At 64.2% G+C, this 14,057-nt stretch carries 17 protein-coding genes; 12 read left to right on the forward strand and 5 right to left on the reverse strand.

The annotated features are described in order from the left end of the window. Positions 1 to 214: 214 nt before the first annotated feature. From ectA to thpD, 4 genes are all read left to right on the forward strand, one after another. Complete coding sequence (gene ectA, locus M622_RS32870; RefSeq protein ID WP_245543076.1) at positions 215 to 733, forward strand: diaminobutyrate acetyltransferase; 519 nt, start codon at positions 215 to 217, stop codon at positions 731 to 733. Between the two features lie 102 nt (positions 734 to 835). After that, positions 836 to 2,110 carry a diaminobutyrate--2-oxoglutarate transaminase gene (ectB, locus tag M622_RS32875; protein ID WP_021249922.1) on the forward strand — a complete coding sequence of 425 codons (1,275 nt, stop codon included), beginning with the start codon at positions 836 to 838 and terminating at the stop codon, positions 2,108 to 2,110. Positions 2,111 to 2,144: 34 nt separating this feature from the next. Continuing rightward, on the forward strand, positions 2,145 to 2,534 hold the full coding sequence (locus M622_RS32880) for an ectoine synthase (RefSeq protein ID WP_021249923.1): 390 nt from the start codon (positions 2,145 to 2,147) through the stop codon (positions 2,532 to 2,534). Positions 2,535 to 2,550: 16 nt separating this feature from the next. After that, positions 2,551 to 3,489 carry an ectoine hydroxylase gene (thpD, locus tag M622_RS32885; RefSeq protein ID WP_021249924.1) on the forward strand — a complete coding sequence of 313 codons (939 nt, stop codon included), beginning with the start codon at positions 2,551 to 2,553 and terminating at the stop codon, positions 3,487 to 3,489. A 21-nt stretch (positions 3,490 to 3,510) separates the two neighbouring features. On the opposite strand, the gene M622_RS32890 is transcribed toward thpD, so the two are convergent. Then, positions 3,511 to 4,122 (reverse strand): 3'-5' exonuclease, encoded by a 612-nt coding sequence (locus M622_RS32890; RefSeq protein ID WP_021249925.1) that lies wholly within the window; start codon positions 4,120 to 4,122, stop codon positions 3,511 to 3,513. Then, positions 4,110 to 4,337 carry a DUF3820 family protein gene (locus M622_RS32895; protein ID WP_021249926.1) on the reverse strand — a complete coding sequence of 76 codons (228 nt, stop codon included), beginning with the start codon at positions 4,335 to 4,337 and terminating at the stop codon, positions 4,110 to 4,112. Before M622_RS32895 ends, M622_RS32890 begins: the two co-directional genes overlap by 13 nt. A gap of 322 nt (positions 4,338 to 4,659) precedes the next feature. Here M622_RS32895 and M622_RS32900 point away from each other — a divergent pair, with 322 nt between their 5' ends. Together M622_RS32900 and M622_RS32905 are read left to right on the forward strand one after the other, a co-directional pair. Next, positions 4,660 to 5,796, forward strand: a complete 1,137-nt coding sequence (locus M622_RS32900) for an AI-2E family transporter (protein WP_021249928.1) — start codon at positions 4,660 to 4,662, stop codon at positions 5,794 to 5,796. 10 nt (positions 5,797 to 5,806) lie between these two features. Beyond that, positions 5,807 to 7,024 (forward strand): CaiB/BaiF CoA transferase family protein, encoded by a 1,218-nt coding sequence (locus M622_RS32905; RefSeq protein WP_021249929.1) that lies wholly within the window; start codon positions 5,807 to 5,809, stop codon positions 7,022 to 7,024. Between the two features lie 33 nt (positions 7,025 to 7,057). Here the strand turns inward: M622_RS32905 and M622_RS39395 are convergent, their stop codons facing one another. Together M622_RS39395 and M622_RS32915 are read right to left on the reverse strand one after the other, a co-directional pair. After that, complete coding sequence (locus M622_RS39395) at positions 7,058 to 7,942, reverse strand: toll/interleukin-1 receptor domain-containing protein (protein WP_021249930.1); 885 nt, start codon at positions 7,940 to 7,942, stop codon at positions 7,058 to 7,060. Positions 7,943 to 7,949: 7 nt separating this feature from the next. Further along, the gene (locus M622_RS32915; protein ID WP_021249931.1) at positions 7,950 to 8,783 is read right to left on the reverse strand and encodes a hypothetical protein; all 834 of its coding nucleotides are present in this window, start codon (positions 8,781 to 8,783) and stop codon (positions 7,950 to 7,952) included. A gap of 319 nt (positions 8,784 to 9,102) precedes the next feature. On the opposite strand from M622_RS32915, the gene M622_RS32920 reads away from it, so the two are divergent. From M622_RS32920 to pdxH, 4 genes are all read left to right on the forward strand, one after another. After that, positions 9,103 to 9,963, forward strand: a complete 861-nt coding sequence (locus M622_RS32920; RefSeq protein WP_031347089.1) for a class I SAM-dependent methyltransferase — start codon at positions 9,103 to 9,105, stop codon at positions 9,961 to 9,963. A 66-nt stretch (positions 9,964 to 10,029) separates the two neighbouring features. Further along, the gene (locus tag M622_RS32925; protein WP_021249933.1) at positions 10,030 to 10,338 is read left to right on the forward strand and encodes a monooxygenase; all 309 of its coding nucleotides are present in this window, start codon (positions 10,030 to 10,032) and stop codon (positions 10,336 to 10,338) included. A gap of 49 nt (positions 10,339 to 10,387) precedes the next feature. Then, complete coding sequence (locus M622_RS32930; protein ID WP_021249934.1) at positions 10,388 to 11,575, forward strand: multidrug effflux MFS transporter; 1,188 nt, start codon at positions 10,388 to 10,390, stop codon at positions 11,573 to 11,575. Between the two features lie 55 nt (positions 11,576 to 11,630). Further along, positions 11,631 to 12,278: a pyridoxamine 5'-phosphate oxidase gene (gene pdxH, locus M622_RS32935; protein WP_021249935.1), complete on the forward strand. Its 648-nt coding sequence runs from the start codon at positions 11,631 to 11,633 to the stop codon at positions 12,276 to 12,278. An 18-nt stretch (positions 12,279 to 12,296) separates the two neighbouring features. On the opposite strand, the gene M622_RS32940 is transcribed toward pdxH, so the two are convergent. Further along, positions 12,297 to 12,842 carry a DUF3617 domain-containing protein gene (locus tag M622_RS32940; RefSeq protein WP_021249936.1) on the reverse strand — a complete coding sequence of 182 codons (546 nt, stop codon included), beginning with the start codon at positions 12,840 to 12,842 and terminating at the stop codon, positions 12,297 to 12,299. A 392-nt stretch (positions 12,843 to 13,234) separates the two neighbouring features. Between M622_RS32940 and M622_RS32945 the strand changes: the two genes are divergently transcribed. Both M622_RS32945 and M622_RS32950 read left to right on the forward strand, forming a co-directional pair. Beyond that, on the forward strand, positions 13,235 to 13,441 hold the full coding sequence (locus tag M622_RS32945) for a cold-shock protein (protein WP_021249937.1): 207 nt from the start codon (positions 13,235 to 13,237) through the stop codon (positions 13,439 to 13,441). A gap of 201 nt (positions 13,442 to 13,642) precedes the next feature. Continuing rightward, a complete protein-coding gene (locus M622_RS32950) occupies positions 13,643 to 14,005 on the forward strand; it encodes a hypothetical protein (RefSeq protein WP_021249938.1) in 363 nt (120 codons plus the stop codon). Positions 14,006 to 14,057 lie beyond the last annotated feature (52 nt).

Below are 14,057 nucleotides of genomic sequence, written 5' to 3' on the forward strand. Positions count from 1 at the left end.
GTTGGGTGAAGGGTTCGGATGCGTAATTATACAATTACATCAATGCGTTAGGATGGAATCCGGGCTGAGCGAACACGGATTCAGGTCGATAGTCAAACCCTGCGACAATTACGTTTGTTCAAATTCATTGGGTGCAAATTAACTGGCCACCTCGGGCCTTTCAATGTCGAATTCCAACTCGACCTGGATGCCCGCCGCCAGCAGAAAACACTGCATGACGAATCCAGCCGGAAAAAGTACAGACAGTAAAGATTCAATCATCCTTCGCACGCCAACGGCATCAGACGGTGCAGCGCTGTGGCAGTTGGTCAAGGCCACGGGCGAACTCGAACCCAATACCGCCTACTGCTACCTGCTGCTTGCGACTGACTTTGCCGACACCTGCCTCGTCGCCGAGGCCGCGGGTCAGATCGTCGGGGCCGTCATCGGTTACCGCCCTCCCCGCGAGCCGGACGCGGCCTTCGTCTGGCAAGTGGGTGTACTCCCCGACTACCGGGGGCTTGGCCTGGGCCTGCGCATGCTCACTGCATGGCGCGACCTGCCCGCCAATCGCAACTGTCGTTGGGTGACCGCAACGGTCGCCGATGACAATCCCGCCTCGCAGTCGCTGTTCCAGCGTCTGGCCCATTCAGCGGGGGTGGAATGCACGGTCAATCCGCATTTCACCGCAGACCTTTTCCCAGTGGCTCACCCCGCCGAGCCGCTCCACCGCATCGGCCCCTTTTCCCTTTAGTCGACCCTGTCATCCGACAGAGGACGCGCGCCGCCAGGCACGCCCCTCCGGTCATGTGCTGGCCGCGGTCGCCGTAATCAGAATCAACAGGAGAGCTACACAATGAATACATTCGAACAGTACGAGTCTGAAGTCCGTGGCTATTGCCGCAACTTTCCGGCGATTTTCAGCAGCGCCAAGGGCGCCTGGATGACCGACGCCGACGGCCGCCGCTATCTGGACTTCTTCTGTGGCGCAGGCGTTCTCAACTACGGTCACAACCCGGACCGCATCAAGCAGGCCCTGCTTGGCTATCTGATGCGCGACGGCATCACCCATACGCTGGACATGTACAGCGAGGCCAAGGAGCGCTTCATCGATCAGTTCAACGAGGTGATCCTGAAGCCGCGCGGTCTGCACTACAAGTTCCAGTTCCCCGGCCCGACCGGCACCAATGCGGTGGAAGCCGCGCTCAAGCTGGCGCGCAAGGTCACCGGCAGGGAACAGGTGGTGGGTTTCACCAATGCCTTTCACGGCATGACCCTGGGCGCGCTCGCGGTCACCGGCAACGGCTTCAAGCGTGCTGGCGCCGGCGTCCCGCTGTCGCACACCGCTTCGCTGCCCTTCGACGGCTTCATGGGGCCGGAGAGCGACACTCTCGACTATTTTGAAATGATGCTCAACGACGACGGTAGCGGCCTTGATTTGCCGGCGGCGGTCATCATCGAGACCGTGCAGGCTGAGGGCGGCGTCAATGTCGCCAGCGTCGCCTGGCTGCAGCGCCTGCGCGAGATCACTGCGCGCCACGGCATCGTGCTCATCGTCGACGACATCCAGGTGGGCTGCGGTCGCACCGGCAAGTTCTTCAGCTTTGAAGAAGCGGGCATCGTTCCCGACATCGTCACACTGTCGAAGTCGCTGTCGGGCTACGGTCTGCCGCTGGCGCTGGTGCTGATCAAGCCCGAACTCGACCAGTGGGCGCCGGGCGAGCACAACGGCACCTTCCGCGGCCATTGCCCGGCCTTCGTGACCGCGACTGCGGCGCTGTCGCTGTGGAAGGACGACCAGCTTGAGCGCGCAGTGTTCGCCAAGCAGGCCATCATCGAAAAGCGCCTGGCACACATTGCCACCATCGCCGGCGCCGAGGCGACGGTGCGCGGGCGCGGCATGATCCAGGGCATCGAGTTCGCCGACCCCAGCTTGGCAGGCAAGGTGTCGGCAGCCTGCTTCGAGCGTGGCCTGATCGTGGAGACCGCAGGCATTGATGATCAGGTGCTCAAGCTGCTGCCCAGCCTGACCATCGAGGACAGCGAGCTCAAGCTCGGCCTGGACATCATCGAGGACAGCGTGCGCGCCCTGGTCAAGGCTGAGCCACGCGAGCTTCGCAGCGCCGCCTGAGCCCACACCGAATATCTACTCAAGGAAACCGGACATGATCGTCAAGCATCTGGAAGACGTGATCGGCACCGCTGCGGATGTCGACACCGAAGGCTGGAACAGCCGCCGCCTGCTCTACAAGGACGCGGGCATGGGTTACTCGGTCAACGACACCCTCATCAAGCAGGGCCACGAGATGGAGTTCGAGTACCGCAACCATCTGGAGACCGTGTACTGCATCGAGGGTGAGGGTCAGATCACCGACCTCGCCAGCGGCGAGACCCACGACATCCGCCCCGGCACGATCTACGCCCTCAACAAGCACGACCGCCACGTGCTGCGCGCCAACAAGGGCACGCACATGCGCATGGTGTGCGTGTTCAACCCGCCGCTCACCGGCCGCGAGGTGCATGACGAAAGCGGCGCATATTCGCTGAGCGTCTGAGCAGGAGGTGTCGCCGATGACGAACAGCATGAGCGCCAGCATGGCGCGCACGCCAGACAAACCCAGAACCGACGATCGCTACCCGTCGCGCTTTGATACCAGGGCCCACGTCAGCAACCGCCACGACCCCGTCGTGTACGGCAGCGCCGACGACGGCCCTCTCAGCGCGTCGGACCTGCGCTTTTACGACGATAACGGCTACCTCAGCTTCGACGCCCTGCTGCAGCCCGACGAGCTGCAGTCGGCGCTGGACGAGTTGCAGCGCTTGCGCAACGATGAGGAAATCAAGGACAGCGACGAGGCTGTGATCGAACCTGGCAGCCGTGAGCTGCGCTCGATCTTCGCCGTCCATCGTCACAACGCGGTGCTCCGTCGTCTGTGCGCACACCCGCGGCTGGCCGCCATCGCCCGCCAACTACTGGGCGGCGAGGTCTATATCCACCAGTCGCGGATCAACTATAAGGGTGGCTTTCGCGGCAAGGAGTTCTACTGGCACTCCGACTTCGAAACCTGGCACGTCGAGGACGGCATACCGGCGATGCGCATGGTGAGCTGCTCCATCAGCCTGACCCCGAACACGCCAAACAACGGGCCGCTGATGATCATGCCCGGCTCGCACCATCGCTACGTGGCTTGCGTCGGTGCCACGCCCGAAAACCACTACAAGGCATCCTTGAAGCAGCAGGATGTGGGCGTGCCGGACGACGCCAGCCTGAGCGCGCTGGCCGAACAATGCGGCATCATCGCGCCCACCGGCCCGGTCGGCGCAGTGACCTTCTTCGAGTGCAATGTGATGCATGGCTCGAACTCCAACATCACGCCCGCGCCGCGCAGCAATCTGTTCATCGTCTATAACAGCGTCGACAACACGCCGGTCGAACCCTTTTGCGGGCTGGCGCCGCGCCCCAACTTCATCGCCGAACGGGTGGATTTCTCGCCACTGGGCAGGGCCTGAACGCCGCGCCGGGGCACCGACTCAGGCTCGCGCCCGCCCTGCCAGGCACTTCTCCAGCTGGCTCTTCGGCGCACCCTGAATCCGCCGCAGCAAGTCCACCGAAACATCGGCCACACGATGGCGGCCGCGCAGTTCTGCCTCCAGTCGCGTGAGCAGACTTGCCGCCATCTCGGCATCAGCCAGCGCACGGTGGTAGTGCCCTGCGAAGGGTAGTTGCGCGTATTCGACCAGCGCACCCAGCTTGTGGCTGGGCGCAAGCGGGAAGATCCGTCGCGACAACAGCAGCGAACACACGAAGTGTTGCTGCCGTTTGCGCTCGATGCGCTCCAGTTCGGCATCCCAGAACTTGCAGTCGAACGCGGCATTGTGAGCCACCAGCGGGTAGTCACCGACAAAATCCGCCACCGCACTCATGACCTCTGCCGCAGGCGGGGCCTGGCGAATCATCGTGTTCGAGATTCCGGTCAGCGCCTCGATGAAGGCGGGAATGCGAACTCCCGTGTTCATCAGGCTCTGATAGCGGTCGACAATCCTGCCGTCCTCCACGATCACCGCGGCAATCTCGGTTGCGCGATCGCCTTGCGCCGGCGACAGGCCGGTTGTTTCAAAATCAATGACGGCTACGACTTCCACAGTTGCGCTTTCCTCAAGGGCTCCAGCAGCCCGGTCAGGTTGTTGTGATCGAGTTCGTGCATCAGCGCCAGCAACTGGCCGATTTCACCGGACGGGAAACCCTGGCGTGCGAACCAGGCCAGGTAATGGCCGGGCAGGTCTGCAATGATACGGCCCTTGTACTTGCCGTAAGGCATCTCGCGCGTGAGCAGCCGCTCCAGCACCTCGGGGCTCACCTTGCTTCCTGCATGAACGCGGCCTGCCTTGGCTGCAGCCTCAGGGCGAGAAGGAAAAGGGTCGCAAGGGCGGCTTGGATCTTCATCGAATTTCCGCTCGGTTAAGAGGCACAATAGGCGCTGCCGGCATGCCGCGGCAGCGCTTCAAAGGCGCTGCAAGCAGGCTTGGGCGCCCTGTGCAATGGGCGCACGCACCCCATCTTCGGACGAATGCGCGCGCAGGGCGAGTTCAATATTAAGCCCCCCTCCCTCTCGGCAGGCAAGGATGGCTTGGCGCCGACGAGTGGCGCGCGCCAGCCTGCCCTTTTGAACGGACACATCCATGATCGACCAGGTCGCTGAAAAAATCGCCCGCCGCGTCATCCTCGGCATCTTGCTTGGCGGCCTGCTGGTGCTGAGCTACGCGGTGCTGCAGCCCTTCATCGTGCCAGTGGCCTGGGCCGGAATCATTGCTTACGCCACCTGGCCGCTGTATCGCCGGCTCCGCGCGAGCATGCGGCGCTATCCGACCCTGGCCGCCCTGCTGATGACGCTGATGCTCACCGCCGCCCTGGTACTGCCAGCGCTCTGGCTGGCGAGTCTGTTGCGCACCGAGCTCGGCACCGCGATTTCAACCGTTACTGGCGCGATCCGCGCGGGCACGCTCGCCCTGCCCGACTTCATCCGCAATCTGCCCTGGGCCGGCGATGCCTTGCAGCGCTTGCTCGAACAATTGACGGGCGACCCCGAGAACTTCGGCACGCAGATGAACACGTGGGTGCGCCAAGGCCTGGATCAGGCGGTGGCCTTGATCGGCGACGTCGGGCGCAACGCGGCCAAACTGGGCTTTGCACTGATCACCGTGTTCTTCTTCTATCGCGATGGCGACAAGGTGCTGCGCCAGGTGCAGAAAGTGTTGCGCCGCTTTCTGGGCGAGCGCGTGGATGGCTACCTCGTCGCCGTCGGCTCGATGACCAAGGCGGTGGTATGGGGCTTGGTGGCGACCGCGCTGGCCCAGGGCGTGGTGGCTGGGCTGGGTTATTGGTGGGCGGGAGTCGCGGCGCCGATACTGCTCAGCGCCGTCACCGCCCTGATCGCGATGATTCCGTTCGGCACCCCGTTCGCATGGGGCTCGATCGGCATCTGGCTGCTCATCAGCGGCGATACGGTCGGCGGCATCGGTCTGCTGCTGTGGGGGGCGCTGGTGGTGAGCTGGGTGGATAACCTCGTGCGTCCGCTGGTGATCAGCAACGCCACCCGCATCCCCTTCGTGCTCGTCATGTTCGGCGTGCTGGGGGGACTTGCCGCGTTTGGCCTGGTCGGCCTGTTTCTCGGCCCGGTGGTGCTCGCTGTGCTGATGGCAGTGTGGCGCGAATGGATGGAAGAGTCCGAGTTGCTGCGGGCGGGGCTCGTCGCCGAGTCGAGGGCGCGATCCTCGTCCGCGGCCGAACGTTCAGCCGAGCGCAAAGGCGAGCACTGAGAGGAGCGATATGGAACGACATCAAGCACTGAACAACGCCACCAAACCTCTGTCCGGCGTCAAGGTCGTTGAGCTCGGCACCCTCATCGCCGGGCCCTTTGCCGCGCGCATCCTGGCCGAGTTCGGCGCCGAGGTGATCAAGATCGAATCGCCCGACGGTGGCGACCCGCTGCGCAAGTGGCGCAAGTTGTACCAGGGCACTTCGCTGTGGTGGTACCTGCAGTCACGCAACAAGAAATCGGTGACGGTAAACCTGAAACAGGCCGACGGCGTGGACGTGGTGCGCAAGCTGGTCGCCAGCGCCGACATCGTGATCGAGAACTTTCGCCCCGGCGTGCTCGAAAAGCTCGGTCTGGGCTGGGAGGCCTTGTCAGAACTCAATCCAGGCCTGGTCATGTTGCGCCTGTCGGGCTTTGGCCAGACCGGGCCGATGGCCATGCAGCCAGGCTTTGGCGCGATCGGCGAATCCATGGGCGGGCTGCGCTACGTCACCGGCTTTGCCGACCGGCCACCGGTCAAGACCGGCATCTCCATTGGCGACTCGATCGCCGCGCTGTGGGGTGCACTCGGCACCCTGATGGCGCTGCGCCACAAGGAGGTCAATGGCGGCCAGGGTCAGGTGGTGGACGTCGCGCTATACGAGGCAGTATTCGCCATGATGGAGTCGCTGGTGCCCGAATTCGATGTGTTCGGCTTCGTGCGCGAGCGCACCGGCAACATCATGCCCGGCATCACACCATCGAACACCCATACGACAAAGGACGGCAAGCACATCACCATCGGCGCCAACGGCGACGCCATCTTCCGCCGCCTGATGTTGACCATGGGCCATGCCGACCTCGCCGACGACCCCACCCTGGCCGACAACGCCGGGCGCGACGCGCGCCGCGACGAAATCTACGCGCTCATCGACCGCTGGGTTGCCAACCAGAACGAAACCGAGGTGCTGGCCGCACTCAGCGCGGCTGAGGTGCCGGCCTCACGCATCTACTCGGCCGCCGACATGTTTGCCGATCCACAATTCCTTGCCCGTGAGATGCTGCAATCGGTGAAGCTGCCTGACGGCCGCGACTGTCGCATGCCCGGTATCGTGCCCAAGCTGTCGCAAACGCCGGGCACCACCGACTGGATCGGCCCTACCTTGGGCGAGCACACCGACAGCGTGCTGGCTACGCTGGGTTACGACAGCGCGCAGATCGCCACCTTGCGCGAGGCTGGCGCGATCTGAAGCACGCACCGTCAGCGTGCGCGACGGCGTTACTCAGCCTGTTGCAGACGCACTCAAGGTGCGCAGGGCGGTGATCAAGCGCTGCATGTCAGGCTTGAAATCGGGATCCGGCCGCAGCTGCAGCGCGGTGAGATAGGCAAGGCCGTGCAGTGTTGGGGGCAGCTGCGCCGCGGTGGGCATGGTCGCAGCCTGCACCAGCAGCGGGATCACCTTCAGCCCGCGAGCGAGGGCCGTTTCGATCTCGATCCTGACCATGTCTTCAGGGTCATCGATGCGGCGCTTGCCATCCTGACTGCCGACTGTCAGCCAGCGCACCCCGATCACCACCAGCACCACCTGCGAGCGATCAAGCGCACGACCGATCACCCGCCGATAGTCCTCGCCCGCGGCTTGACGGTAGACATCCAGAAACAGGCGCTCCTCCTCGAAGCCCTGGCGCAGGACATCATGGATGCGGCCCACGGTCTCGCGGCTGTCGTCGCGCCGATAGGAAATGAACACCCCGAGACTCACCCTGGGCTCGTCCGCCAGCACGCCGGTCGGCCAGCGCACCAGGCGATGGCTGGCAAAGGCGACATAGGCCAGAACGACCGCCAGCCAGGTGCCGTACGCGGTCGCGGAAGCGGGTACGGCGATGGCGAGCAGCCCGAACAGCACGGCCACCAGGCAAGCGAGCGCGACGACGACAAAACCCAGCCGGCGTGCGAAGGGTTTGCGCAGACTGATCGTCACCCCGAAGGCAAACGCCGCCAGCCCCAGCAAGCCCCCGGCGCCGACCACGATCCACTGTCCCAGGCTTGCAGCGTTGGGCAGCAAGACCAGCGCCGCGGCGGTGGCGAGCAGGCTGGCGAGCGCAAACAGCAGGGACACTTGTGCCAGCCGGCGCAGGACTCGCGGATCGTTTTCCACCGTGCTCACGCTCAACTCAGCGCGCCGCCAGGGCTTGCCACAAACCCGCCCGTTCGAGGTGATCCCGCCCCTGTGTCGGGCTTGGCATCAGCACGCTGGCCTGGGGCTCATCATGCCGACGCTCGAACTCATAGATCAGGGCGGTGGTGTAATGGCGCGGCCCGTAGGGCTGAGCTGCAATGCGCTCGGGCAGGCGCAACCCGCCACCCGTCACCCATGCACGCGCCTCTGCCGAACTGGGCGCCTGCTCGGCTGCGGCAAAGTCCTGGTCGGTGACCACAAACACAATCACGCGGTAGAACCCGGGGGGCGCATTGAAGAGGGCGCGGATGTAGTCGATGAAGCCTTCGCGCACCTTGGGAGTATCGACCGCCCAGCGCTCGGGGGCGTCGAAAGGCGAGGCATCCGCCCGGATGTGCTCGATGCGCGATGCGAGGGCAAAACCACCCGGTATGCGGTAATAGCTGGACTCGCCGTAGCCGGCGATATTGAAGGCACGCTCGAGTTGGCGGGCCACCTCGCCCAGCACCGGCTCCGTGCCCGGCGCCACCCATTCAACGGCAATGTTTGCAAATGCCGAATAGCGCGGCGGCGGCCAGGGGAAGGCCGGCAGCGCGATCTCTGGCGCGTGCCCGTTGGCGCTCGGTGGGCGCATGGCGGCCGGCCGCGGGGGCTCTGGCGTTGGCGCGGGAGCGGGCTCCGGCGCGGGAGCAGACTCCGGCTCCTCTCCGGCTGCCTGCTCCACCGACTCCACCGCTGCAGGCGGTGCAGAAACTTCAGCTGACTGATCGCGCGCACCACAGGCGGCCAGCATCAGCGCAAGCATGCCGAGCAGAAAATGCACACCCATCCAACGCGCCCTGCTCACGCCAGATGATGCGGACGCGCACAGTGAGCGGCGAAAATCGAGCCTGTTCATGTTCACCTCCTTTCAGGCAATGCACCTTGAGCGCTGGGCGGCAGCACGCCGCCCAGCCAGGCTTTGCCTATGGCTGTCCGCTTTCAGCATAGCCTTGCGAGCGCCAAGCGCCACCTCTCACCATGACGGAGACAAGCGCTGCTCATCCGTGCTCCAGGGCAAGACGGCCGCAGCAGATTTGGATGAAGTGGACGACCGGAGTACATTTGCGCGCTGTCCCGCCTTCCAGGCCACCACGCCCGCCACCGCCATGACCGCCCAGCACCCCGAAATTCGCCCCGAACAGTCGATCGAGCTGCTCAAGCAGCTTCACATCCTGACCCGCGACGGCAAGCTCAACCAGGACAGCAGGCGCAAACTCAAGCAGGTCTATCACCTGTACCAGTTCATCGAGCCGCTGCTGAGCGCAGCACTGGCCGAGCGCGCGGACATCCAGCTCGTCGATCACGGCGCAGGCAAGTCCTACCTCGGCTTCATCCTGCATGACCTGTTCTTCAAGCAGCAGGCGCCAGCGGGCCGCATCCATGGCATCGAGACGCGTGACGAGCTGGTGATGAGCTCACGCCGCCTCGCCGACAAGCTGGGCTTTTCCGCCGGCATGCGCTTTCACAATCTGACGGTGGCCGAATCCATCACCTCGGCGCAGCTACCCGAACGCATCGATGTCGTCACCGCGCTGCACGCCTGCAACACCGCCACCGACGACGCGATCCGCTTTGCGCTCGAAAAGCAGGCGCGCTTCATCGTGCTGGTACCCTGCTGCCAGGCCGAAGTCGCCGCCGTGCTGCGCAAGAACAAGGCGCAGATGCTGAACAACAGCCTCAGCGAGCTGTGGCGCCATGGCCTGCACACGCGTGAGTTCGGCAGCCATGTCACCAATGTGCTGCGCTGCCTGCAACTGGAGTCGCACGGCTACCAGGTCAGCGTGACCGAGCTGGTAGGCTGGGAACATTCGATGAAGAACGAACTCATCATCGCCAGCCACAAGGGTCTCGCGCGGCGCCGGCCTTCGGAGCGCCTGCAGGAGATGCTGCGCACGCTCGGGCTGGAAGAGCTCGAGGCGCGCTTCTTCAGTGGTGAGCCCGGGCAGCGCGCTCGGGCAGAGGACTGATCACCCAGACCCTGTCCGCGGCACAATGTGCCTTTGTCTTTCAACCCCTTCCCGGAGCACTCAGCCATGAGCGTACTGCTGCAAGTCGACTTCCCCTATCCCGGCCCCTGGGGCGCGCAGATGAGCGAGGCCATGAAGGGCCTGGCCGAATCGATCGCGCACGAACCCGGCCTGCTGTGGAAGATCTGGACCGAGGATGAAGCCAATGGTGAAGCGGGCGGCATCTACCTGTTTGTCGATCGCGCCAGTGCCGACGCCTACCTGCAGATGCATCGCGCACGCCTGCTCGGGTTCGGCATTGCGCACGTCAATGCCAAGCTGTTCGACGTCAACACCACGCTGTCGGCAATCGACCGCGCCCCCCTCGGTGCCTGACCGCCAGACACGATCCGTTCAGGATCAACGCGCACACACAGGCTGAGCAATGCCGGTAAAACCCACCGCGCTGCTGGCCGTGCTGATCGTGGCACTGACCTCGCTCGGGCCGCTGTCAACCGATTTCTATCTGCCGGCGCTGCCCGCCATCGCGCGCGCGCTGCATACCGACAGTGCCGGCGCGCAGCTCACGCTGTCGGTGTATCTGCTGGGTTTCGGCGCGGGCCAGCTGATTCTGGGGCCTTTCTCCGACCGCTTCGGGCGCCGCCCGGTGCTGCTGTGGAGCATGTTGGTGTTTGTGCTCGCATCGGTGGCCTGCGCACTGGCGCAGTCGATTGAAGCGCTCATCGCCGCGCGCTTCCTGCAGGCCCTGGGAGCTTGTGGCGGCCCCGTGCTGGGACGCGCCGTCGTGCGCGACCTCTATGGCCCGAAGGACGCAGGCCGGGTGCTGTCACATGTCGCCACCGGCACCGCGCTGGCACCGCTGCTGGCGCCGCTGCTGGGCGGCTTGCTGACCGCGCACTTCGGCTGGCGCTCGAGCTTCGTCGCGCTCACGGTGTATTCCATCGTGCTGTTGGTGGTGATCACAGGGCAGCTGCAGGAAACCAACCGTCATCTTGACCCGCACGCGATGCACCCGCTTCGCATGCTGTCCAACTACCGCACGCTGCTTGCCGATCGGGTGTATCGCGGCGCCCTGCTCACCGGCTGCGGTGCGTTTGCAGCGCTGTTCTCCTTCATTTCCGGCTCGCCCTTCGTTTTTATCGAACTGCACGGTCTGTCGCCGCAGCAGATGGGCCTGGCTTTCGGTGCCAACGTCACCGGCTTCATGCTCGGCAGCATGTTATCGGCCCGGCTGTCGCGCAAGATCGGAGCCCAGCGCCTGATCCGCAGCGGCGTGCTGCTGGGGAGCGCGTGTGGCGTGCTGCTCGCCGCACTTGCCTTGAGCGGCGTGCATCATGTGGCGGCCGTGATGGCACCGATGTGGGGCGTCACTCTGGCAATCGGCCTCATCCTGCCCAACGCCACGGCCCTGGGCCTGGCGGGCTACCCCAAGATGGCGGGCGCGGCGGCATCGCTGATGGGCTTCGTGCAGATGGGACTGGGCGCAGGCGCAGGGATGATAGTGGGCCATGGCATACAGCACAGCGCTACGCCGCTGGCGCTGATGGTGGCGGTATCAATGCTGTTCAGCCTTGGCGTATGGTGGTTCTCGCTGAGAACGCTGCACGACTGAGAAACCTGTGGGCCTGCGCGAGGTGGTGGGCCCGACTGGATCGTGGAGAAGGAACATGAAGAAAGACACAGCGCTGGCGGATTTGCGCAAGAGCTACGAGCAAGGCGCGCTTGAGGAGCACGAATCGGCCAGCGAACCGCTCAAGCAGTTCGAGGCCTGGCTGGCGGACGCGCTCACCGGCGGCATCCCGGAGCCAAACGCGATGACGGTGGCCACGGTGAGCGCCGACGGCCGCCCCTCGACGCGCCCCGTGCTGATCAAGGGCTGCGACGCGCGCGGCATCGTCTGGTATTCCAACTACCACAGCCGCAAGGGGCGCGAACTGGAAGCCAACCCCTTCGCCGCGCTGCAGTTTCACTGGGTGGAGATGGAGCGTGTGGTGCGCATCGAAGGCAAAATGGAGAAGGTGTCCGCCGAGGAATCCGACCATTACTTTGCCAGCCGGCCGCTGACCCACCGCATTGGTGCCTGGGCTTCACCACAGAGCGAGATCATCGCCGGACGCGGCCAGATCGTCGCGCGTGCGGCCGAGTTCGGTCTCAAGTTCGGCCTCAGCCCGCCCCGCCCCGAGCACTGGGGCGGCTACCGTCTGGTGCCGGATTACTGGGAGTTCTGGCAGGGGCGCTCATCGCGTCTGCACGACCGCATCGCCTATCGGCTGCAGGATGACGGCAGCTGGCTGCGGCACAGACTGGCGCCGTAAGCCGCAGGGCCGCTGCACTCACTTGTGCGGGCCCGCTGCGGCCTTCGCCGCCCCGCAGTGCGCGGAGACCCAGCGCGCATCGGTCTCGACCTCCAGGTTGCCACGCGCGGACTTCATATCAACGCGGCTGATGAAGTGCTCCGGGCTGTCGATGCGGGCGTGAAAGTCGCCGCTCGCGTCGGGGTCGGTGCAGTTCAGCCGCCCGCGCACGGTGTTGCTGCTCTTCACCACCTGGCTCAGCGTGCAATTCCCCTCCACCTTGCCGGAGAAGATGTTGTCATGCCTTGCCTGCTCAGGCGTGATGCAGCTTCGCACCGTGCCATCCTGCCCCAGGCTGACGCCGCGCTGCGCCATCTGTTGCTCGATCATGCGCCGCGCATCGGCGGGCAGGTTCTTGAGTTGCTGCTGCAACTGGCTCATCTGCGACGACATGTCAGGCATGCCGGCCAGACTGAGGTGAGTCGAGCGGAATTCCCACAGCCCGGGACGAATGCTGTCCGCAGCTTGAACCGCGAACGACGCACAGCACAGGGAAAAACAAAAACCGAACGATCGAAAGATCATCACCGAGAACTCCTTGCGTGTTGGATGATGCAGAACACTTGCAGGCCGACTCCAGCGCTACAGGCTACCGGTTTCACGGGGCCAAGCGCGGGCATCACGGCGTCTCCGCGCGCAGAGTGGCGCTGCCCGGCCATATGATGGCGCCCAGCAGATGACGCCCAGCAAACCGTGAGCGCGAGAATGTCGCCGCACTCACGCTGAGCAAAAAGGCATAAAAAAATACCATCAATCCGGATTTTCGCGCATAATGCACGCAGCGATATTCAAGTCGTGTCGTTTATTTGTTGGTTTAGTATCCGATTTTTCGGTTTTATACCCCCAAGTCATACCTCGCCGTCTTGAACCTCGCCCCATTTGTAGGGGGCTTTCCCCGTTTTCAGGAGATTCAAGACATGGCAACTGGTACCGTTAAGTGGTTCAACGATTCGAAGGGCTTCGGCTTCATTACACCGGAAGCCGGTGGTGAGGACCTCTTCGCCCACTTCTCCGCGATTCAAGGCCAGGGCTTCAAGACCCTCGCCGAAGGTCAGCGAGTCAGCTTCGACGTGACCACCGGCCCCAAGGGCCTTCAGGCTTCGAACATTCGCGCAGCCGACTAAACCTTACCGTGGCCCTGCACATCTTGTGCAGCCAAGCCACCCAGGTTGAAAAAGGCCCGGCCCACGCCGGGCCTTTTTTTATTTGGTTTGCGCCTCATGCCGGACCAAGGAAAGCCAGCATCAGGAAAGCCGGCATCAATTGCCACGCACCTCCACTGCGCCGCCACAACCCGGCATTGGCCTCAAGAAAAGGAAGAACTCATGTCCAGCTTCATTCAACGGACCGAACTCAAGACCGTCTATTACACCCCTGTCCATTGCCCCTTCTGCGGCACACGTGTGATGGGTGCAGACGCCGAAGACGAAACCCGAATCACCGCCTGCCCACACACGCTGTTCATCGCCCACGACACGGCCTTCGAATACCGCTCCGAGCGCCTGGACAACAACCTTGAACTCAGCGCCCTGAGCGAGCTCGAGATCGAGCAAAAGTGGAGCGCACACCGGAACGGCATCGACGGCTTCACCGATGAAGTCACCGTACCGGATGCGATCAAGGTCGCCGCCTATGCCCCCGCGCCATCGGCATATGGCTCCTACTATGGCTTTGCCCCGATCGCCTAGTCGGCGATAAAAGCCGCGCCCGTGGGGGTATCCTGCGCAACAGCAGCCCAAA

The organism is Thauera terpenica 58Eu (assembly GCF_000443165.1).
GTDB lineage: Bacteria > Pseudomonadota > Gammaproteobacteria > Burkholderiales > Rhodocyclaceae > Thauera > Thauera terpenica.